General features: G+C 55.8%; 19 protein-coding genes. 17 read left to right on the top strand and 2 right to left on the bottom strand.

Annotated elements, in window-relative coordinates; genetic code table 11:
- Nucleotides 1-17: 17 nt before the first annotated feature.
- The 7 genes from H1S06_RS05810 (at nucleotide 18) to murB (ending at nucleotide 5,349) form a co-directional block, all read left to right on the top strand.
- Complete coding sequence (locus H1S06_RS05810) at nucleotides 18-1,268, top strand: hypothetical protein (protein WP_181738154.1); 1,251 nt, start codon at nucleotides 18-20, stop codon at nucleotides 1,266-1,268.
- Between the two features lie 45 nt (nucleotides 1,269-1,313).
- Entirely contained in the window at nucleotides 1,314-1,946 is a 633-nt protein-coding gene (locus tag H1S06_RS05805) for a hypothetical protein (RefSeq protein ID WP_328515316.1), read from the top strand.
- A 64-nt stretch (nucleotides 1,947-2,010) separates the two neighbouring features.
- Nucleotides 2,011-2,373, top strand: coding sequence for a roadblock/LC7 domain-containing protein (locus tag H1S06_RS05800; RefSeq protein ID WP_181738152.1), 363 nt, complete (start codon nucleotides 2,011-2,013; stop codon nucleotides 2,371-2,373).
- 72 nt (nucleotides 2,374-2,445) lie between these two features.
- Nucleotides 2,446-2,907 (top strand): PAS domain-containing protein, encoded by a 462-nt coding sequence (locus H1S06_RS05795; protein ID WP_181738151.1) that lies wholly within the window; start codon nucleotides 2,446-2,448, stop codon nucleotides 2,905-2,907.
- A 13-nt stretch (nucleotides 2,908-2,920) separates the two neighbouring features.
- Complete coding sequence (locus H1S06_RS05790; RefSeq protein ID WP_181738149.1) at nucleotides 2,921-3,667, top strand: phosphate/phosphite/phosphonate ABC transporter substrate-binding protein; 747 nt, start codon at nucleotides 2,921-2,923, stop codon at nucleotides 3,665-3,667.
- A 184-nt stretch (nucleotides 3,668-3,851) separates the two neighbouring features.
- Complete coding sequence (locus H1S06_RS05785; protein WP_181738147.1) at nucleotides 3,852-4,337, top strand: low molecular weight protein-tyrosine-phosphatase; 486 nt, start codon at nucleotides 3,852-3,854, stop codon at nucleotides 4,335-4,337.
- Nucleotides 4,330-5,349: a UDP-N-acetylmuramate dehydrogenase gene (gene murB / locus H1S06_RS05780; RefSeq protein WP_181738145.1), complete on the top strand. Its 1,020-nt coding sequence runs from the start codon at nucleotides 4,330-4,332 to the stop codon at nucleotides 5,347-5,349. The genes H1S06_RS05785 and murB overlap by 8 nt, the downstream gene beginning before the upstream one ends.
- 76 nt (nucleotides 5,350-5,425) lie before the next feature.
- On the opposite strand, the gene rne is transcribed toward murB, so the two are convergent.
- Nucleotides 5,426-8,548 (bottom strand): ribonuclease E, encoded by a 3,123-nt coding sequence (gene rne, locus H1S06_RS05775; protein WP_255482913.1) that lies wholly within the window; start codon nucleotides 8,546-8,548, stop codon nucleotides 5,426-5,428.
- Between the two features lie 468 nt (nucleotides 8,549-9,016).
- Here rne and rluC point away from each other — a divergent pair, with 468 nt between their 5' ends.
- From rluC to H1S06_RS05750, 5 genes are all read left to right on the top strand, one after another.
- The gene (gene rluC, locus H1S06_RS05770) at nucleotides 9,017-9,982 is read left to right on the top strand and encodes a 23S rRNA pseudouridine(955/2504/2580) synthase RluC (protein WP_181738143.1); all 966 of its coding nucleotides are present in this window, start codon (nucleotides 9,017-9,019) and stop codon (nucleotides 9,980-9,982) included.
- Between the two features lie 16 nt (nucleotides 9,983-9,998).
- Nucleotides 9,999-11,105, top strand: a complete 1,107-nt coding sequence (locus H1S06_RS05765) for a DNA-binding protein (RefSeq protein ID WP_181738141.1) — start codon at nucleotides 9,999-10,001, stop codon at nucleotides 11,103-11,105.
- An 87-nt stretch (nucleotides 11,106-11,192) separates the two neighbouring features.
- Complete coding sequence (cysB, locus tag H1S06_RS05760) at nucleotides 11,193-12,167, top strand: HTH-type transcriptional regulator CysB (protein ID WP_181738139.1); 975 nt, start codon at nucleotides 11,193-11,195, stop codon at nucleotides 12,165-12,167.
- 61 nt (nucleotides 12,168-12,228) lie between these two features.
- Entirely contained in the window at nucleotides 12,229-12,846 is a 618-nt protein-coding gene (gene thrH, locus H1S06_RS05755; RefSeq protein WP_181738137.1) for a bifunctional phosphoserine phosphatase/homoserine phosphotransferase ThrH, read from the top strand.
- A 64-nt stretch (nucleotides 12,847-12,910) separates the two neighbouring features.
- Entirely contained in the window at nucleotides 12,911-14,146 is a 1,236-nt protein-coding gene (locus H1S06_RS05750; protein ID WP_255482912.1) for a peptidoglycan DD-metalloendopeptidase family protein, read from the top strand.
- A gap of 18 nt (nucleotides 14,147-14,164) precedes the next feature.
- Here the strand turns inward: H1S06_RS05750 and pabB are convergent, their stop codons facing one another.
- On the bottom strand, nucleotides 14,165-15,538 hold the full coding sequence (pabB, locus tag H1S06_RS05745) for an aminodeoxychorismate synthase component I (protein WP_181738135.1): 1,374 nt from the start codon (nucleotides 15,536-15,538) through the stop codon (nucleotides 14,165-14,167).
- 108 nt (nucleotides 15,539-15,646) lie between these two features.
- Here pabB and H1S06_RS05740 point away from each other — a divergent pair, with 108 nt between their 5' ends.
- The 5 genes from H1S06_RS05740 (at nucleotide 15,647) to acnD (ending at nucleotide 22,199) form a co-directional block, all read left to right on the top strand.
- Complete coding sequence (locus H1S06_RS05740; protein WP_181738133.1) at nucleotides 15,647-16,513, top strand: alpha/beta fold hydrolase; 867 nt, start codon at nucleotides 15,647-15,649, stop codon at nucleotides 16,511-16,513.
- 130 nt (nucleotides 16,514-16,643) lie between these two features.
- Nucleotides 16,644-17,366 carry a GntR family transcriptional regulator gene (locus H1S06_RS05735; RefSeq protein WP_181738130.1) on the top strand — a complete coding sequence of 241 codons (723 nt, stop codon included), beginning with the start codon at nucleotides 16,644-16,646 and terminating at the stop codon, nucleotides 17,364-17,366.
- Entirely contained in the window at nucleotides 17,359-18,252 is an 894-nt protein-coding gene (prpB, locus tag H1S06_RS05730) for a methylisocitrate lyase (protein WP_181738129.1), read from the top strand. Before H1S06_RS05735 ends, prpB begins: the two co-directional genes overlap by 8 nt.
- 83 nt (nucleotides 18,253-18,335) lie before the next feature.
- On the top strand, nucleotides 18,336-19,466 hold the full coding sequence (gene prpC / locus H1S06_RS05725) for a bifunctional 2-methylcitrate synthase/citrate synthase (protein WP_181738127.1): 1,131 nt from the start codon (nucleotides 18,336-18,338) through the stop codon (nucleotides 19,464-19,466).
- A gap of 117 nt (nucleotides 19,467-19,583) precedes the next feature.
- Nucleotides 19,584-22,199 (top strand): Fe/S-dependent 2-methylisocitrate dehydratase AcnD, encoded by a 2,616-nt coding sequence (gene acnD / locus H1S06_RS05720; RefSeq protein WP_181738125.1) that lies wholly within the window; start codon nucleotides 19,584-19,586, stop codon nucleotides 22,197-22,199.
- Nucleotides 22,200-22,203: the final 4 nt, after the last annotated feature.

The raw sequence follows: 22,203 nt of genomic DNA, 5'->3' as shown, positions 1-22,203 counted from the left end.
CTTAGAAGGATTTGAATATGTCGTTCGGTGGTAAGCACTCAATTGGAGTCATCGGTTTTGCTGCCAATGAGGCAGCAATGCTGGAGCTTTTCTTTAAAGGCAATAAAGGGGATGGATTCCTTCTGTCTGATGTGAATCATGCAGAGGCACTGATTGTCGGCTTCAGTGATCGAGAAGAATCGGCCCAGACTGAAAAATGGCTGGCGCAACATGATCAGCCCCGGATTGCGGTGGTAGATCCATCGAGCACGTCGCGCGTTACTGCGACAGATATCGTTATTCACCGTCCGCTGACAATAAGCGCGTTACAGGCTGCCTTGGTGCAGTTGCATGGCAGGCTGGATGCTGCTGACCAGTTGCATGATGAAGCAGGCGGTAGAATTGCCGGCGATCGAGTGGCTGCGAGTGAGCAGGACAAGGTGCGAGAAGCGGTTTTTGCCGAATGGGAAGCGCGCAAAGAGCGCAGTAGTGCGGCGCTCTCTGCCTGGAAAGGGGATGGCTTGCAGCGAGAAGGCGAGGCCTTGCGTAGTCGCTTTAGTGTCGAGCGTAATGAGCTGAACAGCCTGATTTTTGAAGCCCAGCAGGCGCTTCAGGAGCAGCAACAGCGTGCGCCGTCGCGACCGGCATCCGAGCCTGTTGAAGAGCCGGAAGATATATTGCAGCCTCCCAAATTGTCTGCAGAAATGATTCAGCAGTGCTGCGGCAGTTTGCCGGATGTCAATCTGGATTCGGCGCATGAGCGTCGCCGGGCTTACTTCAGTCTTGATGGCTTGTTGCTGCCCTGGATTCAACGCTGCATTCAGCAGGGTAATGAATCAGGCAAGGTACAGCAAGTGCTGGGAGTGCCGGGTGCGTTGCTTTATCTCCCGGCCGAGAGGGCTTTTCTCGTTGGAGTCGATGCGGATCTGCTGTTGCAGTTGACGCGTACCCGTTTCGGATTTGATGAAATTTCTCTGCAGGAGCGAAGTGCCGAGGCCGAGTTGCCCCAGGGGCGCAAGGTGGCCGCTGATGAGTTGCTGTGGCAGTTGGCACTTTTTACGGCGCGCGGACGCGTCCCGGATACATTGTCGGCAGAGCAGCCGCGGGTGCTGGATGAAATGCCGGATTTCGAGCGTTTGCTTGAGACGCCTCACGCAAGAAGTATTGCGGAGCTTTGGCAAAGCCAGCGTTTGTCTGCACAAAATATAGCGTCTATGTTGGGTGTGCCTCAACGTTTCGTATTCTCGTTCTTTGTGGCAGCGGACGCCATCGGTCTGTTCTGCCCCTGACCGAAAACGTGTGTATCACACCAATGGATCTTTCGGAGTTTAACCGTGAATCAAGAGCAAAATGATACCCCGCGGTATTTTCAGGTCACACCCAGTGGCGCGTACTACGCCACCCTGAATACCGAACCGGAAACACTGCGTGCCTTGTTGCTGCAGTTGCTGAGTGCTGATACGCACATTCCGTACCTCGGCTCCTTGTTGCAGAAACTGACCGGCCTGCCGGAAGCTGAAGCTGAAACGCTGCTCGACAAGGCGGTGCAGCATGGCTTCATTGACCTGCCGGAAGCACCTGAAAGCATTGCCGGGGGGACGATTGAAGAGTTGTTGCCCAAGCTGCTGCCGAGCCTGGCCGATGGTCGTGTGTTGTTGGCGGATGACCAGGGCTTCTGTCTGGGGCAGTCCGGCTTTGAAGATGAAGAAGCTGAAGCGATCGCCGGTATGGCGGCAGACCTGGTGTCCATGCACGAGCGCCATCAGGCGTTGCTGGGCCGTCACCTTGGTATTGATGGCTCATCCTGGGCGCTGATTGATGCAGTCGGCCAGAGTGAGTTGGGGTTCTGGACCCTGCATGTCGGGGAGCAGAAGTTTCTCTTGATTCTGGAAGGGATGCCACATTTGAACAGGCAGCCTTTTGTAGATTTGATGTCGGTTCTGATCCGACGCTACCTGGATTACTGATGAAACGGGTTAGCCGTTTCATACAGAATTACAACCAGCGCTAATGGCCTAAAAGGAGACTACCATGCGCTCAGAAATGTTGACTTCTATTCTTAACGATCTCAACGGCACTTCTGCTGAAATCGAAGCGTCTGCAGTGATTTCTACAGATGGCCTGGTGATCGATGCGCTCCTGCCGGCCGGTATGGACGAAGACCGTGTGGGTGCGATGAGTGCCGCAATGCTTTCATTGGGTGAGCGGACGTCTCAGGAGCTGGCTCGCGGTGAGCTGGAGCAGGTTCTGGTCAAGGGTAAAAACGGTTATATCCTGATGACACATGCAAACCAGGAATCCGTACTGACCGTTGTTGCCAAGACCAATGCGCGTTTGGGTCTGATCTTCCTGGATGTCAAGCGTGCAGCTGACGCCATCGGCAAGATTCTCTGAAACAACCTTTTGCCTGGCGTGCATGGATGCTGATTGGTTGAGTGCACGCTTCTTTCCTGGTTTGGAGTGAATATGTCCGAACATGATACAGGCTCGGTTCGTGAGGTGCTGATCAAGTATTTTGACAGTACGGAACGACTGGCCAAGATTGTTGACCGTGAGGTTCCCTATCCAGATGGCAAGCTGATTGTCTCCCGTACCGACCCGAGCGGTGTTATCACTCATGCCAACCGTGCATTTATTGAAATGTCGGGGTATGCTCGCGAAGAGTTGCTGGGCGTGAATCACTACATCCTGAGGCATCCCGATATGCCGGCTGTGGCGTTCAAGGACCTGTGGGATACGGTAGCTCAGGGGAAAAAGTGGCAGGGATACGTAAAAAATCTGCGCAAGGATGGGGCCTATTACTGGGTCAAGGCGACCGTTATACCGAACATTCGTAATGGCGAGCTGGTCGGATATACTTCCGTCCGCCGTAAGCCATCGCGCAGCAAAATCAAGGAGAGCGAAGCTCTGTACGAGACGCTGCGCTAGGCGAGGTAACGCGATGACATTGAATTTATCAGTGAGTCCGGATTTTCCGCCGGCTCATCTTTCCGGTTGGTTTATCTTCAATACTTGGTTGCAGCGCCAGCTGGGTACAGGGGTGCATCTGGAACTGTACGATGGCTTTGAGGAGCAGCGTAAAGATATCCGGAACGGAAAAATCGACCTGATTTACGCGAATCCCTATGATGCGTCGATGCTGGTGCGTGAGCTTGGGTTCAAGGTCTTGGTGCGCCCTCGCAACCGTGCAGATGAAACGGTTATTGCGGTGCGCCAGGATGATGAACGCAACTCCGTAGAAGATTTGGAGTCGGGTATTACTATTGCTACGACGGCCGATCCGGACGTTCATACCATGGGTATGATCATGCTGGAATCAGCGGACTTGGATAAAAATAATGTCACCTTCCGCGAATACGACAACTATGTACTGGTTGCCAAGGCGTTGTTGAACGGTCAGGCTGATGTTGGTTTTTTCCTGAAAGCCGGTTATGACGAGTTGTCCGATCTGGTGCGCAGCAAGACCAAATCGCTGGTGAATAGCCAGATTAGTGTGGTGCACCACACTCTGGTTGTTGGTCCGCGCATGCAAGAGCATGTGGAATTGCTGACGGAGCGTTTGCTTGGTATGGAAGAAGACCCTAAAGGCCGTGAAGTGCTCAAGAGCATGGGGCTTGATGGCTGGGATTTGATGGAAGAAGAGCAAACGGAATTCATGATTGATCTAATTGATACTCTGATTGACTGAGTAAAACATGGTTGATGATGAAAAAAACAGGCGCCTCCCAGGGCGCCTGTTTTGGTTCTGGGTCGACCTGCTCCCATTTGCCGCGTTTGAAAACTCTTTTGCAACCTTTTGATTTATAATGGCCAAACAGGTGCCTTTTTTATGTGTTATTTAGCCCTGTTTTTATGCATAAGGTGTTGATTTTATGGAAAAAATTTCAGTTCTCTTCGTTTGCTTGGGCAATATTTGCAGGTCACCCAGTGCGCATGGTGTGTTCGAACACTTGGTCGAGCGGAAAGGAGAATCGGAATCTTTCCTGATCGATTCGGCAGGCACGGCGGCCTATCACATTGGCAAGGCGCCGGATCCGCGTACTCAGGTAGCGGCTCGTCGCCGAGGTTACGCGCTGGAGCATTTGCGTGCCCGGGCGGTCGAAGCGGCGGACTTCGAACGCTTTAATTATATTTTAGCGATGGATGACGCCAACCTGCGCGATCTGCGCCGCTTGTGTCCACGCGGTTTTCACGGTCATCTGGGGCTGTTTCTTGATTTTGCCGAGGGCGTAAAGCACAAGGAAGTACCGGACCCATACTATACATCGGGCGAACAGGGATTTGAGGAGGTGCTGGATCTGGTCGAGGTTGCGAGTCAGGGATTATACCGGCGCTTGCAGGAGTCTGGCATTGAGTGATTTGAGCATCGAGTATCAGGCTTCGCTGAGGCATTTGAATACGTTCGGTTTCGAGGTGACGGCGGACCAGTTGGTCATGATTCGTGATACCGAGCAATTGGCGCAGCTGATGGGGCGGTTGTCTCAAGATCCCCAGCCTTTGTTGGTGCTGGGTGGTGGCAGTAATCTGGTGTTGGCTGAACATGTGCCGGGTGTTGTGGCATGTATGGCGATCAGACGTTGGGAGCCGACAATAGAGGCAGATCGAGTCAGGCTTTGGGTGGGTGCCGGAGAGAGCTGGCATGAAACTGTTGAGCACACGCTTCGTCAGGGCTGGTACGGCCTGGAAAACCTGGCATTGATTCCAGGAACTGTGGGGGCTGCTCCGGTCCAGAATATCGGTGCTTATGGCGTGGAATTGAAGGATCGTCTGAGTCGGGTTGAAGTTTTTGATTGTATGGAAAGCCGGTTGAAAATACTGGAGCGTGAGGCATGTGGTTTTGCCTACCGCGATAGCCTGTTCAAGTCGGGTGAGCCGGGACGTTATATTATCACGGCAGTTGAGTTGAATTTGAGCCTGATTCCCGATGTGCAGGTAGGCTATGCAGCGTTGCGTACGGCGCTGGGTGATGTGAGGGAGCCTGATCCACAGCAGGTATTTGATGCTGTTTGTGTTGTAAGGCGAAGCAAGTTGCCGTCCCCGGATCGGGTGGGTAATGCCGGCAGCTTTTTCAAGAACCCAGTCATTAGCGATAAAGAGTGCCGGCGCCTGTGTACGCAGGAGCCTGATCTGGTGTTTTATCCGGACTCTTCGGGTGGATGCAAGCTTGCAGCAGGCTGGCTGATTGATCGCTGTGGGCTTAAAGGCTATCGTCAGAATTCAGTGGGTGTGTACCCTGATCAGGCTTTGGTGTTGGTGAACTGGGGTGGGGGAGACCGCGAAGCCATTGAGCGACTGGCCGAGTATATACAGTTGAAAGTGCGAGAGCGCTTTGGTGTCGAGCTGGAGCCAGAGCCTCGTTTTTACCCCTGACCTGAAGGTTGATAGAGAGACAAAAAAAGCCGCTGCAGTATCAAGACTGCAGCGGCTTTTTAGTCTTCGGCTGACCCTACTGCTGGTCAGTATCGGGTTGGCTCTGTTCGGCCGCCTGTTGCTGGCGGCGACGGACTTCGCGAGGGTCGTTGGGTGCGCGGCCTGCACGGCGGCGTGAGCGCGGCTGCTCGGCTGTTGCTTCCGCTGCCGGGGTGGCCGATGCTTCGGAGTGAGCCTCTTCCTCTGGAGTCTTGGCTGCTTCGATCGCAGGCTTCGCTTCAGTGACAGGTTTACCCGTTTCGCTCTGCGTGGGTATCGGTGTATCTGCCGCCGTTACCGTTGCGTGTTGTGCCTCTTCCGGCTTTTGCTCTTGCGGAGCCTCCTCCTGCGGGAAGGGGGGCGTCACTTCCTGCTTGCCTTCGGCTCCGTGTGACTCTGGCGCATCGACTTCGAGAGCAAGTTCCTGCTGTGTTTCCCCGCTTGAAACAGAAGACTCTGCTTCAGAGGAAGTGTTTTGCTCAGTCTTGTTCTCGGATTTGCGGCCACGGGCCGGGCGACGTCGACTGCGAGTGTTGCGCTTGGGTTTTTCGCTGTCTCCATCTTGATCATCAGCCGTTTTTGCTCCCGATTGCGGGGCGTCCGCTTGTGTTGCCGCGGTGCCGTTGTCTGCGGGGGAAGCTTCAGCGGCTTTTGCCGTTTCTGCCGCTTGCTCGGTAGCCGGCGCTGGCGTTGCATTGGCTTCAGCCACTTCAGCCACTTCAGCCACTTCAGCCACTTCAGCCACTTCAGCCACTTCAGCCACTTCAGCCACTTCAGCCACTTCAGCCACTTCAGCCACTTTGCTTGTGGCAGGGGTTGGTGCAGCTTCAGCGGTATTCAGCGTTTCGTTGGTGATCTTCTGCTCACTCAACAGAGACTGAATTTCCTGCTCCGCTTGGGTGTCGCGCATCTCTTCAGGCAGAGCTGTGCGTGTCGCGGTACGCTCTTCGGTATTGCGGCGACGGCGGCCACGGCGGCGGGATGCACGACTGCCTTCATCCTGCTCGTTCGGCTTCTTGTCCTGAGCCGGTTGTGTTTTGCTGTCCGTGCTACCGGTATCGGCTGATTTGGTATCCTGGGTGTCGTCGCGGCGGCCGCGACGACGACGACGGCGGCTACTGTCTTTTTTCTCGTCGCTCTTGCTGGATGACTCTGTTTCAGTCGTTGGTGCAGCTACCTGATCCGGCTCTATCGTGATGATCTCGTCAGTGTCGCGCTTGTCGCGGTTGCTGCGTCGACGGTCGGAGTCGCGGCGATTGCTGCTGCGAGAGCGGCGGTCGCGGTTATTCTTGCTTTCTTCGCTGCGTTCTTCACGGTTGCCGCGCTTGGTTTGGCCGGCAGATTCTCGTTCGGCCTTGGGTTCGGCTTGAGCGTTCTTGTTGGCGGGCTTACCGGTTTGTGCCGGCGCATTCTTGTCACCGCCAAAAATACTGCGTAGCGCGCCCAAAATGCGGTCGCCGAACGAGGGTGCAGCTGTAGTGGCAGCTTCGACTTTTCTGTCGCTGCCTTTGTCGGTAGCTCGAGGGGTCGGCTGGTCTTCGCTGATGGGTTGTGGAGCACGTGTGGGAGGGGCGACCGCTTTGACGGCTGCCTGCTCGCGTTTGGCGGCCGGTGTGCGACTGCTTTCCTGCTGTGCCGGTTCGGCATCGAGCTGCAGGTTGTAGCTGGCATCCTGGGTTGTGGTGACCGTGTGATCGTCACGCAAGCGTACGACCTCATAGTGAGGTGTTTCCATGTTCGGGTTGGGAACAACCACAATGCGCACTTGATGGCGCATCTCGATCGCGTGTACTTCGGGGCGCTTTTCGTTGAGCAAGTAGGTGGCAACGGAAACCGGCAAAATGGCACGGATTTGGGCGGTACGGTCTTTGGATGACTCTTCTTCGATCAGGCGCAGGATTGACAGTGCCAGTGACTCGGTATCGCGAATGGTGCCCTGTCCGTGGCAGCGCGGACATACGCTGCCGCGAGACTCGGCCAGAGACGGGCGCAGGCGCTGGCGAGACATTTCCAGCAAGCCGAAGCGGGAGATACGACCCATCTGAACACGGGCTCGATCCAGCTTCAGGGAATCGCGGAGGCGGTTTTCGACTTCACGCTGGTTTTTAATGGGGGTCATGTCGATAAAGTCGATGACCACCAAGCCGCCGATATCGCGCAGACGCAACTGACGGGCGATCTCTTCCGCTGCTTCCAGGTTGGTCTGCAGAGCGGTTTCTTCAATGTCGCTGCCGCGGGTGGCGCGGGCGGAGTTGATATCGATGGAGACCAGCGCTTCAGTCGGGTCAATTACGATAGAACCGCCAGAGGGCAGTTTTACTTCGCGTTCGAAGGCGGTTTCAATCTGGCTTTCGATCTGGAAGCGGTTGAATAGAGGTGTCTGTTCCTTGTACAGCTTGATGCGGCTTTCGTAGCTTGGCATGACTTGCTGAACAAACAGCAGGGCCTGTTCGTATACGCTGGGATTATCGATCAGTACCTCGCCGATATCGGCGCGCAGATAATCGCGAATGGCGCGGATGACAACATCACTTTCCTGATAGACAAGGAAGGGGGCCGGGCGTTCGTTAACGGCCTGAATAGCGTCCCACAGAGTGGTCAGGTAATCCAGGTCCCATTGCAGTTCTTCCGAGCTGCGGCCGATGCCTGCCGTGCGCACGATGGCACCCATGCCGTCGGGTATGTTGGTGCCGGACAGGGCTTCCTTGAGTTGGGTGCGGTCTTCACCTTCTATGCGGCGGGAAATGCCGCCTGCACGGGGGTTGTTGGGCATCAGAACAAGATAGCGTCCAGCCAGACTGATAAAGGTGGTCAGAGCGGCGCCCTTGTTGCCGCGCTCTTCCTTGTCAACCTGAACGATGACTTCGGTGCCTTCCTTGATGACTTCCTTGATGTTGGGGCGCTGCCCGCGTTCGGGTTGCTTGCAGAAGTATTCGCGCGAGATTTCCTTCAGTGGCAGAAAACCGTGGCGTTCGGCACCAAAGTCGACGAAAGCGGCTTCAAGGCTGGGCTCTACCCGAGTAATGCGGCCCTTGTAGATGTTGGCTTTTTTCTGCTCGCGGCTGTCGGATTCGATATCCAGGTCGAACAGGCGCTGGCCATCCACCAGCGCGACGCGCAACTCTTCGGGTTGAGTTGCGTTAATCAGCATTCTTTTCATGTCGTGTGCGTTCTCATAAACGCAACGCTTCTCGCCCTGGCTGTGAGGGAGAAAGTCAATGTCCAGTCTTTGGATGCGGTTGCCGGTTGTGCAGGCAACATGTGCAGCCACGCAATCGGCGGGCCGCCACGATCGACAGTGAAGGAAACGCAGACCTCTGTCATTATAGTCTCTGGTTGTGGCTACCCGGGCCAGTCGGCGCGGGCAGGTTCCTGGTCAGCGTGCGTCTTCACCTCCAACTGAACCTTCCGTCTGACGAAGGTCGTGAAAGCGTTACGTGAAAGTGTTGTATTTCACGATAAATAGTATGTTCAGCTACCGGTGGGAGTGCGCGTGCGGCCACTCGTCCTGAAAAAAGGCGGGGCCAGCTGCATGGTTTTCAAATTTACTAAAGCCAACCGCCCGTAGCATCGCTAGAATATAACAGTTAACCCCCTAAGGCATCAATTGAGAGTCGATTTCGTTGGCATGACGTATACACAAGAGCAGCAACATCAGGTCCGCTTTGTTGAAGTGGATGCAGATCAGGCAGGACAGCGTATCGATAACTTTTTGCGGACGGCCCTTAAGGGTGCTCCGAAGAGTCTTATCTATCGCATAGTACGCAAGGGGGAAGTGAGGGTTAACAAAAAACGGGTCAAGCCCGAAACCCGTTTGAATGCGGGTGATCTGATCCGTATTCCGCCCGTTCGAGTGGCCGAGCGGGGTGAAAGTGCGCCTGTGGGTGCGGGTCTTGCTGAGCACCTTGATCGTGCAGTTTTGTACGAAAGTGACAGTCTGATTGTTATCAATAAACCGGCCGGGCTGGCAGTGCATGGCGGCAGCGGGGTAAGCCTGGGATTGATTGAGGCGTTGCGACAGATCCGCCCAGACTGCCGTTTTCTGGAGCTGGTCCACCGATTGGATCGGGATACATCGGGCTGCATCATGGTGGCAAAGAAACGTAGCATGTTGCGTTACTTGCATGATGCTTTGAGAATGCGCAAGGTAAACAAGGTCTATCATGCGTTGGTCGTTGGTCGTTGGCCAGGGCGTCGTGACAGGGTTGATGCCCCTCTGCAGCGATTTGAGTTGAAATCGGGTGAGCGTATCGTCAAAGTGCATCCTGAGGGCAAACCATCGGTAACGGAGTTCAAGGTGCTGCGTCGATATCAGGACTTTGCCACGCTCATCGAGGCGCGGCCGTTAACGGGGCGTACGCATCAGATCCGAGTTCATACGCAGTTTGCGGGCCACCCGATAGTCGGTGATATCAAGTACACGCCGGATGATGATAATCGAGTGTTTCGGCAGGAGGGCATCAGACGATTGATGCTGCATGCCGCTCGGCTGGAACTGCACATGCCGGATGGCGAGCGCTTGCGAGTGGACGCACCTTTGGACACTGATACCGAGAAAGCCTTGTCACGCCTTGCCGATGACCGAGTGGAGTGAATACAGGAACACAGTAATGGATTCGCAGTTCAGAACCAAAATATTTACCCTTGCCGATCAAAGCCTGCTGTCGGGCGAAATGCCGACTCTGGAAGGCCTGGAGGCGCGATTATCCAGCGCCGAGCCTGCCGAAATTGAGCGGTTGCTGGTTGAGTGGCGGGCGCAATTGCCGTCGCGAGTTCGCTTGCAGGAGTTGACAGGGCCCTCTACGGCTATGGGTGTTCCGGATAGCATGCAACAACTGTTTGTGCGTGTATGGCGTCAGGCAGTGCAGGAGGCGAGTGAAGAGCTGGGGCGGCAGGCTCCGATTTCCGATCCCGCAAGCGATGAGAAACAGCGGGCGTGCGATGATGCCTTGAAACGTGCTCGAGATGAAATTGCCGAGCTGGAGCAGCGTTACCGTGAGCAGGCGTTCAAGTTGAGTCAGTCTAAAGAGCGGCAGACCGAGCTGGAAACCGAGCTGCAGCAGGTGCGCAACGAGCAGTCCGCCGAAAATGCCGAACTGAAGAAGGAAGAACAGCTCAGAGCCAGTGCTGTGCAAGAGCTGGAGCAGTTGCGCAAGACCTATGAGGATGCGCAGCGAGTATTTGATCAGCGTGTTCGTGACGAACAGCGCCATAACTTGGAAGCTCTGGCGCGTGCCGAGGTCGACACCCGGCATTATCGGAACGCTTTGGAAAAATTGCGGGATGAAAGTGGTCGCAAAGAGGCGGATTTGACTCGTGAGCTGAATGAGCTGCGCGCACGTCTGGCTCGCAGTGATGCCAAATCGGAAGCTTTGGGTAATCAGTTGCGAACACAGGATGAAGTCATGCGGGGGCTGCAGTCGCAAGATGCTCAGCAGCAGCGTGAACAGGCTCAGATGAGCGCTCAGCTGTTGTCGGCCGCAAATCGAAACAAGCGGACCGAGGAGCAGGTGAAGCAACTGGAAGAGCGTTTGCAGGCCGTGAGTCAGAAACAGGTGGAAACCAGCAGTGATAGTGCGCGCCGGGAAGCGCAGTTGCGAGCTCAGCTGCAGCAGCGTGAAGATGACGTGTTGAAAATTCAGGTGCGGGCCCAGGCGGCCGAGCAGAGAGCTGAAGCGCTGGAAGAAGAGGTGCGTCGCATCAAACAGCGCGCCTGATGTAGATATCGATGGCCGGGGTTTTGCTTGTTTATTCCTTGATGTTATATTGCATGGAATATTTATAACCTTTCATGGGGTGGATCGATGAAGCTTCAGCAACTGCGCTACATATGGGAAGTGGCCCGTCATGACCTGAACGTGTCGGCAACCGCACAAAGTCTGTACACGTCCCAGCCCGGTATCAGCAAGCAGGTTCGTCTGCTTGAGGATGAGCTGGGTGTGGAGGTGTTTGCGCGCAGTGGCAAGCATCTGACTCGTGTGACACCTGCCGGGGAAGCGATTCTGGCGATCGCGGGCGAGGTGCTGCAAAAATGTGAGGCCATTCGTCAGGTTGCTCAGGAGTTCAGTGATGAGCGCAAGGGCAAACTGGAAGTGGCCACTACTCATACTCAGGCGCGTTATGCCTTGCCATCAACCATTCATGATTTCATCAAGGTTTATCCCGATGTGTCCCTGCATATTCACCAGGGTACGCCAATGCAGATCTCGGAAATGGCTGCCGATGGCACGGTGGATTTTGCGATAGCGACCGAGGCAATGTCGCACTTCAGTGACCTGATCATGATGCCCTGCTATCGGTGGAACCGGTCCGTTGTTGTGCCGGAAGGGCATCCGTTGACCGAACTGCCCGAGTTGACGTTGGAAGCTTTGGCTGAGTGGCCGATTATCACCTATGTGTTCGGCTTTACTGGTCGTTCCAAGCTGGATGATGCCTTCACCAACAGGGGGCTGGAGCCGAAGGTGGTGTTGACGGCTGTTGACTCCGACGTAATCAAGACCTACGTGCGCCTGGGGCTTGGCGTGGGTATTATCGCGACTATGGCGTTTGAGGAAGGTAAGGATGATGGTCTGGTAGCACTGGATGCCAGTCATCTTTTTGAGCCCAGCATCACCCGTATCGGTTTCCGCAAGGGCAGTTTTCTGCGGGGGTATATGTATGAGTTTATCCAGACATTTGCGCCGCATTTGACACCCGACCTGGTGCGCCAGGTGCAGGCATGCAAAAATCGTCACGATATTGAGGCGCTGTTTGAAGATCTTGAGCTGCCAGAGCATTGAAAGGGAATAGGTGACAGGGTACATTGTTGCGCACTTTATTAACTGACTGGAGGCGTCCCGCGTGGAACTGGCTTGTCTTGACCTGGAAGGTGTTCTGATTCCCGAAATATGGATTGCGTTTGCCGAGGAAACCGGTATTGAAGAGTTGAAGGCTACGACGCGGGACATCCCGGATTACGATGTGCTGATGAAGCAGCGACTGCGTATTCTGGATGAGCACGGTCTGACCTTGCCGCAAATCCAGGATACCATCAGCCGTTTGTCGCCTCTGGAAGGCGCGCGCGATTTCGTTGACTGGTTGCGCGAGCGTTTTCAGGTCGTTATTCTGTCCGATACGTTTTACGAATTCGCGGCTCCCCTGATGAAGCAGTTGGGCTATCCGGCCCTGTTGTGCCATAAGCTGGAAGTCAATGAGCAGGGCCGCATTACCGATTACACCCTGCGTCAGCGTGACCCCAAGCGTCAGTCCGTGCGTGCGTTTCAGCTGCTGAATTACCGGGTCATTGCTACCGGTGACTCTTATAACGATACCACCATGCTGACACAGGCGGAGTCGGGAATTTTATTCCATGCGCCGCAGAACGTGATCAGTGAATTTCCGCAGTTCCCGGCGGTTCACAGCTACGAAGATCTCAAGGCCGAGTTCGTCAAGGCGAGTGTACGTGATCTGACGATCTGATTTATTGCAGTAACCTGCCTTGAGGGTATCGTCCATCAAGGCTGTTCGTAGGAGGTCCTGAATAATGAAAAGATATTTGCGCAAGCCGCTGATGCTGGGCATTTACCTGCCCGCCGCAGCGCTCATGCTCGGGGCCTTCTCGTTTCAGCCGTTGGAGTACTCGCTGCCGTTGAAACTCCCCGAATCCGCGGCGGTCGATCTGCAGGCTGAAGAGCCGACATCTTTGACTCAGTTGAGTATCCCCGATTATGTTTACACGATCCAATCGGGTGATACTCTGAGTACTATTTTTGAGCGCCTGGGTGTCTCCCAAAAAGAGATGTATCAAGTGCTGGAAAGCGATGTTTCCATCCTGGCGCTGGATACGCTCAAGCCTGGCGACAAGTTGGGTTTCTGGCTTGAGTCGGGGCAGTTGCATCAGCTGGAACTCAGGTTCAGTGCAGCGGAACAGGTTGTATTTACCCGCGCTGCGGCAGAAGTTTTTGAATACAGCGAAGTGCGTCTAGAGGGTGAGTGGCGTGAAGAGATGCTTGCCGGAGAGATCAATGGCAGCTTCTATAATTCGGCCAAACGAGCCGGCTTACGTGCTTCTGAAATACAACGTGTATCGGCGCTGTTGCAGGATAAAATTAATTTCCGCCGAGACCTGAGGGCCGGTGATCGCTTTCAGGTTGTGCGTGCCGAACAGTATGTGGATGGCGAAGCGACCGGTAATACACGGCTGGAAGGTTTGCGTATCCTCAATCGCTCCCGTGAGTTGACCGCCTTCAATTTTGAAGGGCAATTCTATGACCTGAATGGCGAGAGCCTGGCGAGTGCCTTTATACGCTACCCTACCAAGGGCAAGTATCGGCTCAGTTCTCATTTCAACCCCTTCCGCAAGCACCCGGTGACTGGGCGAGTACGTCCTCATAACGGTACTGATTTTGCCACGCCGATAGGGACGCCCGTTCTGGCAACGGGTGATGGTGTAGTAACGCGCGTCACCAAGCATCCTTATGCCGGGCTGTACATCGTCATTGAGCACGGTGAAAAATACAAAACGCGTTTCCTGCACTTGAGCAAGGCTCTGGTAACAAAAGGCCAGACCGTCAGTCGCGGGCAGAAAATAGCCTTGTCCGGCAATTCGGGGCGCTCGACCGGTCCGCATCTGCATTATGAGCTGCACGTCAACGGTCGTCCAGTGAATGCAATGACTGCACCGATACCGGTTGCGGATGGAGTCGATAAGGATGAGCGGTTGGCGTTCACTCAGCGTACCCAGCGCCTGCTGGAGCAGATGGGCGTCAATCAGGGCTGATTGACGCGGGGTCGAGTATCAGGCCTGCTGCTGCAGGCACTCGATCAGGTTGCCAACCTTGTTGAAGGTTTCCTGGTATTCATCCTCAATGCGTGAGTCCGCTACAATCCCGCCGCCGGCCCAGCAGTAGATTGATCCTTCCTGGCACAGCAGTGTGCGAATAGTGATGTTGGTGTCCATGCGCCCGCAGCAGCTGACATAGCCGATGGAGCCGCAATAGATCGCACGACGTTGAGGCTCAAGCTCATCAATGATCTCCATTGCTCTGATTTTGGGCGCGCCGGTAATGGAGCCTCCGGGAAAAGCATCACGCAACAGTTGCAGGGGGCCCGTCCCGGTCTTAAGTTGTCCGCGGATAACGCTGACCAAATGATGTACATTCGGGTAGGTCTCAATGCTGAACAGCTCCGGTACTTGAATGCTGCCGGGAGCGCAGTTGCGGCTCAGGTCATTGCGCAGCAAATCAACAATCATCAGATTTTCGGCCCGGTCTTTGGTTGAGTGGAACAGCTCATCGGCCAGCGCCCGGTCAGCGGCTGGCGTTTTGCCGCGCGGGCGCGTGCCTTTGATGGGGCGAGTTTCGACGGCGCCGCTTGAATCAGAGAGCAGAAAACGTTCCGGCGACAGCGACAGGATAGAGCCCTCGGGCATGTCCATGAAGGCGGCAAAGGGGGTTGGTGCTACAGTGCGCAGTGCCCGATAGGCCTGCCAGGGGTCGCCGGTGTAATGTGCTTGAAAGCGTTGGGCGAAATTAATCTGGTAGCAGTCTCCGGCATGGATGTAGTCATCGATGCGTTTCAGGGCGTTGCCGTAGGCTTCGGCACTCAGGTTGCTGTTGAACATTGAGGTGAGGCGAAACTGCATGTCGTGATTGGTTGCGGGGGTGAGCAGTCGGGTTTTCGCCTGTTCCAGTCGTACGGGATCGGTTAGCGGGTGGCTGATGAGGCGTGAACTGCGGTGGTGGTGATCGATCACCACGGCCCAGAGATAGCGCCCTGCCACCAGTTGAGGGTAATCGATATCCGCATCGGCGTGCTCGGGCAGCTGCTCAAGTGAGCGCCCCAGGTCATAGCCGAACAGGCCGATCAGGCCGCCGCAGAAGGGCAGGTCAGGGGTGGAATTTGGTTGCCCCAGTTCAGCCAGGCATTGATCCATATATTCAAATGGTGATAGCGAGCCGGTATCCAGAGCGCGTTGGTGGTCATCGCAGACCTGGAGGCACCCGTGATCAAAACGGATAACACGATCAGGGGCGGCGGCGATGATATCGTAGCGGCCCCGATCGGTTTGAGGGTGGCTGCTGTCCAGCAGTACTGCGTGGCCAAGTGGTCGAAGACGCTCCAGCAGCGTATGTGCGTTCAATTCATAATCAAGGTATTGCTGCTTAATCAACCCGTGGCCTCGGCAAAAGATCATATTCTAGCATCCCGAGAGGGCTTGGCTACGCCCCGAGTCTCGTGTTGCTTATAATATGTCATTGATATGTTGTGGAAGCCGATTATGAAACACCCTTTTGCCATTCAGGAAGATCGCTTGTCGCTGCCGGATCAGCAGCTGCATTACCGTTTGTACCGCAATCGGGAGGCCCATTCCTCTCGCCGTTTATTATTGATCCATGGTGCGGGGGTAGCCGGCGAAGACACCTGGCACATGTTGACCGCCTTTTTGAGTGAGTGGAGCGAGATACTGGTACCGGATTTGCGTGGAGCCGGGGGCAGTTACTACCCTGACGGGCAGGAGCATGCTTTTGATGTGCATGATCTTGTGAATGATATGGCCGCTCTGGTGGATCATATGGGCTGGTGGCAGTTTGATCTGGGAGGCTACTCCTTGGGCGGGCTGGTGAGTATGTTGCTCAAGCAGCGTTGCCGTGATCGGGTTGGCAAGCAGTACCTGCTGGAATCGGCGGTACTGGATCGCCCTGACTGGGGCAGTACGGTCGAGTTGCGTCGCCGTTACTCGGAAGCGGCCGTACATCTGCGCTCGGTGGATCGGGATCAGGGTATCCGGCAGTTTCTCGATACCATTTCGCCCAAACGAAAGGTGTCGGTCCAGGCCGAGTCGGTTGCCGTCAGCCGCTTGGCGCGCAGACCCCTGGGTTTTGCGAATTCTCTGGATGCGGTCACGGCGGCGATCAACACGATTGATCGAGAGGTGTTATTGGCTACGCAGGGGGATGTCAGTAGCTTCATTGGCGGCCAGAGTGTCGAACTGATGCATCAATTGCATTTAAGTTTGGCTGAACGCATGGCTAACTGGCACTACTTCATGGTGCCGGGAACGGATCACTCCTTACCATTTCAAAAGCCGCGCCAGATCGCGCGTATCATGAATGATGAGTTGAAACGTCACCTCGAAAGAGTCTGAGGGATTCCCCCTAGACTTTTGTCTGATGTTGACAATTTTTCGCTATGGTTGAGTTGACGCTCGGTTTTGGCATCGGTATTGTTGCTTCTGAAAATATTGTCGACAATCTTGAATCAGGGTTGTGCAGAGCGTGAGTAAAAAAAGCGTAGAGCTGAAAGTGGTTCCTCTGGAGCCTGAAACGCGAACACTGGCGGATCGTGTCTGTCGTCAGATCGTAACGGCCATCGTCAAGGGTGAAATCCCTCCGGGCCAGAAGATCAGCGAGCCGGAACTGGCGCGCACCTATGGCATCAGTCGTGGGCCTCTGCGTGAAGCCATACGTCGTTTGGAAGGATGGCGACTGGTTGAACGCAAGGCGCATGTGGGTGCTCGGGTCGTACAGCTGTCGACACGTGAACTGATCGAGATTTATCGAGTGCGTGAAGCACTTGAAGGCATGGCCTGCCGTTTGGCAGCGAAGAACATGACAGATGACGAAATTGCGAGCCTCAAGCAGTTGCTTGACGAGCATGAAGCCTCTGTCGAACAGCGAGAAGGACGCTCTTATTTTCAGAAAGAGGGCGACCTGGACTTCCATTATCGAATTGTACAGGGCAGCAAGAATTCCAAGCTGTTGGAACTGTTGGGTGATGACCTGTACCACCTGGTACGTATGTACCGCTATCAATTCAGTGTTTCCAGTTCTCGTCCCAAGCGGGCGCTCAAAGAGCATCGTCAGATTATTGATGCCATCGAGTCTCGTGACGAAGAGCTGGCCGAGATGCTGATGCGCCGTCATATCAGTGCGGCACGTCGGAATATCGAGGCCAAACTGGATACCGATACCAAACCAGAAGGGGATAAACATGGCTGAGAAACTGACTGCGGGTGCGCGCTTCCGTAAAGCGCTGGCCGAGAGCAAGCCGCTGCAGATCGTGGGTACCGTCAACGCATACAATGCAATGATGGCGACGCGTGTGGGCCATCAGGCAATCTACCTGTCCGGAGGCGGTGTTGCGAACGCGTCTTACGGCCTGCCTGACCTTGGCATGACCTCGATGAATGATGTGGTTGAAGACGTTCGTCGTATTACCAGCGCCGTTGATACCCCGCTGATGGTTGATATTGATACCGGTTGGGGTGGTGCGTTCAACATCGCGCGTACCATCAAGGAAATGGAAAAGGGCGGTGCGGCTGCTGTACATCTGGAAGACCAGGTTGCGCAGAAGCGTTGCGGACATCGTCCGAACAAGGAAATCGTATCACTGGAAGAGATGGTTGATCGTGTGAAAGCTGCGGTTGATGCTCGGAATGATGACAATTTCTTCATCATGGCGCGTACCGATGCCTTCCAGATGGAAGGGTTGAACGCGGCGGTTGAACGTGCCCAGGCGTGCCTGGAAGCGGGTGCAGATGGCATCTTTGCTGAAGCTGTACATACACTGGATGACTATCGTGCCTTCGCTGACGGTATCAACGGTGCGCACCTGCTGGCCAATATCACCGAATTCGGCGCGACACCGCTGTTCAACAAGGCCGAGCTGGCTGAAGCCGGTGCCAGCATGGTGCTGTATCCGCTGTCGGCTTTCCGCGCCGCCAACAAGGCAGCCCTGAATGTGTACGAACACCTGATGAAAGACGGTGACCAGAAAGCGGTTGTCGATACCATGCAGACCCGTATGGAACTGTATGATTTCCTCAACTACCACGACTTCGAGCAGAAGCTGGACGCCCTCTTCAAAGAAGGCAAAAACAAATAAATATAAGTCATCATCCGTTTTGCGGATCGAGATAACTGGTACAGGGAGGTTCGGCCTCCCGACAACAGATTAAGGAGATACAGATGGCAGAAGCAAAGAAACTCGGTGGCGCCGGCCTGCGTGGACAGTCCGCAGGTGAAACCGCACTGTGTACCGTGGGTAAAACCGGTGCCGGCCTGACCTACCGTGGTTACGACATCAAGGAACTGGCCGACAAGGCGCAGTTTGAAGAAGTTGCTTACCTGCTGCTGTACGGCAAGCTGCCGAACCAGGCAGAACTGGATGCGTACAAAGCCAAGCTGAAAGGCATGCGTGGTCTGCCCGAAGCGCTGAAAGTGGTGCTGGAGCAGATCCCGAAAGATGCTCACCCGATGGATGTGATGCGCACCGGTTGTTCCATGTTGGGCAACCTGGAGACCGAAATGGACTTCAGCGAGCAGCATGACAAGATCGATCGCATGCTGGCCGTGTTCCCGTCGATCATCAACTACTGGTACAACTTTGCTCACAACGGCGTGCGTATCGAGACGGAAACCGATGCGGATTCCATCGGTGAACACTTCTTGTGGACCCTGCACGACAAGAAGCCGGATCCGCTGCACGTTAAGGTAATGCATGCATCCCTGATCTTGTACGCCGAACACGAATTCAATGCCTCCACTTTCACCGCTCGCGTCTGTGCCTCTACGCTGTCCGACATCCATAGCTGCGTAACCGGTGCGATCGGTTCTCTGCGTGGTCCGCTGCACGGCGGCGCCAACGAAGCAGCCATGGCGATGATCGAGCAGTGGCGGTCTGCCGACGAAGCCGAAGAGGCAATCATGGGCATGCTGGCGCGCAAGGACAAGATCATGGGCTTCGGCCATGCGATCTACCGTGAGTCCGATCCGCGTAACGCCATCATCAAGGAATGGTCCGAGAAGCTGGCCGAGCAGGTGGGTGACACCGTGCTGTACTCGGTCTCCGAGCGTGTTGAAGCGGTCATGTGGCGCGAGAAGAAGCTGTTCTGCAACGCCGACTTTTTCCATGCGTCCGCCTATCACTTCATGGGCATTCCGACCGAACTGTTTACACCGATCTTTGTTTGCTCGCGTGTTGCCGGCTGGACCGCTCACGTGATGGAGCAGCGTGCCAACAACCGTATCATCCGTCCGTCCGCGGACTACACCGGCCCTGAATCGGCCGAGTGGGTGCCGATCGAAGAGCGCGCCTGATGCGCCGGGGTGTGGTCATGACTGGCGGCACCCCGTCTTCCCTCGGTCTATCGGCCGGGTGCATTCGTACCCTCAAGGCCTGCGTCAATGAACACTACTTGATGGACTCCCGACGCCATGAATACAGAATTTCGTAAATCTTTGAACGGTACTGAGCTGGATTACTTTGACACCCGCGCGGCGGTTGAAGCAATTGAAGCCGGTGCCTATGCCAAATTGCCGTACACCTCCCGTGTACTGGCTGAACAGCTGGTGCGCCGCTGTGAGCCGGAAGCGCTAACCGATTCCCTGAAGCAGCTGATCGAGCGCAAGCGCGACCTGGACTTCCCCTGGTACCCGGCCCGCGTAGTGTGTCATGACATCCTGGGGCAGACCGCACTGGTCGATCTGGCAGGTCTGCGTGACGCCATCGCCGAGCAGGGCGGTGACCCGTCCAAGGTCAACCCGGTGGTGCCGACTCAGCTGATTGTTGACCACTCTCTGGCCGTGGAAGCACCAGGTTTTGATCCGGAAGCGTTCGAAAAGAACCGCGCTATCGAAGACCGTCGTAACGAAGACCGTTTCCACTTCATCGACTGGACCAAGACCGCGTTCAAGAACGTGGACGTGATCCCGGCCGGTAACGGCATCATGCACCAGATCAACCTGGAGAAAATGTCGCCGGTGATCCAGGCCCGTGATGGCGTGGCTTTCCCGGATACCTGTGTCGGTACCGACTCCCACACTCCGCATATCGATGCGCTGGGCGTTATTGCCATCGGTGTCGGCGGTCTGGAAGCTGAAACCGTGATGCTGGGTCACCCGTCCATGATGCGCCTGCCGGACATCGTCGGCGTGAAGCTGGTTGGCAAGCGCCAGCCGGGCATCACCGCCACCGATATCGTGCTGGCGATCACCGAGTTCCTGCGTAAGGAGCGTGTGGTGGGTGCGTATCTGGAATTCTTCGGTGAAGGTGCCGATAGCCTGACCATCGGTGACCGTGCCACCATTTCCAACATGACGCCTGAATTCGGTGCCACTGCCGCGATGTTCTACATCGACGAGCAGACCATCGACTACCTGAAGCTGACCGGTCGCGAGCCGGAACAGGTCGCGCTGGTCGAGCAGTATGCGAAGGAAACGGGCCTCTGGGCGACTGCACTGGAAGAGGCGGAGTACGAACGTGTACTGGAGTTCGATCTGTCCACTGTAGTACGTAACATGGCCGGTCCGTCCAACCCGCACCGTCGCCTGCCGACCACGGCTCTGCACGAACGCGGTATCGCCGACGAAGGCAAGCTGGCGGAAGCACGTAAGGAAGAGGAAGAAGGCCTGCTGCCGGATGGCGCTGTCATCATCGCGGCGATCACCTCCTGCACCAACACCTCTAACCCGCGCAACGTGGTTGCGGCCGGTCTGGTGGCAAAGAAAGCAAACGAACTCGGCCTGATCCGCAAGCCCTGGGTCAAGTCTTCCTTCGCACCGGGCTCCAAGGTTGCCCGTCTGTACCTGGAAGAAGCCGGCCTGCTGCCGGAGCTGGAAAAGCTGGGCTTCGGCATCGTAGCCTACGCATGCACCACCTGTAACGGCATGTCCGGTGCCCTGGATCCGAAGATTCAGCAGGAGATCATCGACCGCGACCTGTACTCGACAGCAGTCCTGTCCGGTAACCGCAACTTTGATGGCCGTATCCACCCGTATGCCAAGCAGGCGTTCCTGGCGTCTCCGCCACTGGTCGTGGCCTACGCTATCGCTGGCACCGTGCGCTTCGATATCGAGAAGGACGTGTTGGGCACCGACCAGAACGGTAACCCGGTTACCCTGAAGGATCTGTGGCCGTCGGACGAAGAGATCGATGCGATCGTCAAGGAAAGCGTGAAGCCGGAACAGTTCAAGCAGGTTTATATCCCGATGTTCGACCTGGGTCAGGTTGAAGAGGCGGAAAGCCCGCTGTACGACTGGCGTGAAATGTCCACCTACATCCGTCGTCCGCCGTACTGGGAAGGTGCGCTGGCCGGTGAACGTACCCTGAGCGGCATGCGTCCTCTGGCAGTACTGGGTGACAACATCACCACTGACCACCTGTCTCCGTCCAACGCAATCCTGGCCAGTTCTGCGGCCGGTGAGTACCTGGCCAAAATGGGCCTGCCGGAGGAGGACTTCAACTCCTACGCGACTCACCGTGGTGACCACCTGACTGCTCAGCGTGCAACGTTTGCCAACCCGAAATTGCTGAACGAAATGTGCCTGGATGACCAGGGTGAGGTGATCCAGGGTTCTCTGGCGCGTCTGGAGCCGGAAGGTCAGCAGATGCGCATGTGGGAAGTCATTGAAGCCTACATGAACCGCAAGCAGAACCTGATCATCGTTGCCGGTGCCGACTACGGTCAGGGCTCGTCCCGTGACTGGGCGGCCAAGGGCGTGCGTCTGGCTGGCGTGGAAGCGATCGTGGCCGAAGGATTCGAACGTATCCATCGTACCAACCTGGTCGGCATGGGCGTACTGCCGATGCAGTTCAAGGAAGGTGATACCCGCCACACCTATGGCATCGATGGTACCGAGACCTATGATGTGAAGGGCGAGATTGCACCGGGTGCAGACCTGACGCTGGTAATCAACCGTCGCAACGGTGAAACCGTTGAAGTGCCGGTGACCTGCCGTTTGGATACCGCTGCTGAAGTAGCGACCTACAAGGCTGGTGGCGTACTGCAGCGCTTCGCCAAGGAGTTCCTGGAAGCGGAAGGCGCTGCCTGATTCC

The organism is Marinobacterium marinum (assembly GCF_013868415.1).
GTDB classification, from domain to species: domain Bacteria; phylum Pseudomonadota; class Gammaproteobacteria; order Pseudomonadales; family Balneatricaceae; genus Marinobacterium; species Marinobacterium marinum.
This window is presented reverse-complemented; position numbering and strand designations above follow the sequence as displayed.

Coding starts and splice junctions, on each gene's coding strand:
- H1S06_RS05790 (WP_181738149.1), top strand. CDS start 2,921: ATGACATTGAATTTATCAGTGAGTCCGGATTTTCCGCCGGCTCATCTT.
- H1S06_RS05750 (WP_255482912.1), top strand. CDS start 12,911: ATGAAAAGATATTTGCGCAAGCCGCTGATGCTGGGCATTTACCTGCCC.
- prpB (WP_181738129.1), top strand. CDS start 17,359: ATGGCTGAGAAACTGACTGCGGGTGCGCGCTTCCGTAAAGCGCTGGCC.
- H1S06_RS05810 (WP_181738154.1), top strand. CDS start 18: ATGTCGTTCGGTGGTAAGCACTCAATTGGAGTCATCGGTTTTGCTGCC.
- rluC (WP_181738143.1), top strand. CDS start 9,017: ATGACGTATACACAAGAGCAGCAACATCAGGTCCGCTTTGTTGAAGTG.
- cysB (WP_181738139.1), top strand. CDS start 11,193: ATGAAGCTTCAGCAACTGCGCTACATATGGGAAGTGGCCCGTCATGAC.
- H1S06_RS05800 (WP_181738152.1), top strand. CDS start 2,011: ATGCGCTCAGAAATGTTGACTTCTATTCTTAACGATCTCAACGGCACT.
- acnD (WP_181738125.1), top strand. CDS start 19,584: ATGAATACAGAATTTCGTAAATCTTTGAACGGTACTGAGCTGGATTAC.
- prpC (WP_181738127.1), top strand. CDS start 18,336: ATGGCAGAAGCAAAGAAACTCGGTGGCGCCGGCCTGCGTGGACAGTCC.
- H1S06_RS05740 (WP_181738133.1), top strand. CDS start 15,647: ATGAAACACCCTTTTGCCATTCAGGAAGATCGCTTGTCGCTGCCGGAT.
- H1S06_RS05765 (WP_181738141.1), top strand. CDS start 9,999: ATGGATTCGCAGTTCAGAACCAAAATATTTACCCTTGCCGATCAAAGC.
- H1S06_RS05795 (WP_181738151.1), top strand. CDS start 2,446: ATGTCCGAACATGATACAGGCTCGGTTCGTGAGGTGCTGATCAAGTAT.
- H1S06_RS05785 (WP_181738147.1), top strand. CDS start 3,852: ATGGAAAAAATTTCAGTTCTCTTCGTTTGCTTGGGCAATATTTGCAGG.
- rne (WP_255482913.1), bottom strand. CDS start 8,548: ATGAAAAGAATGCTGATTAACGCAACTCAACCCGAAGAGTTGCGCGTC.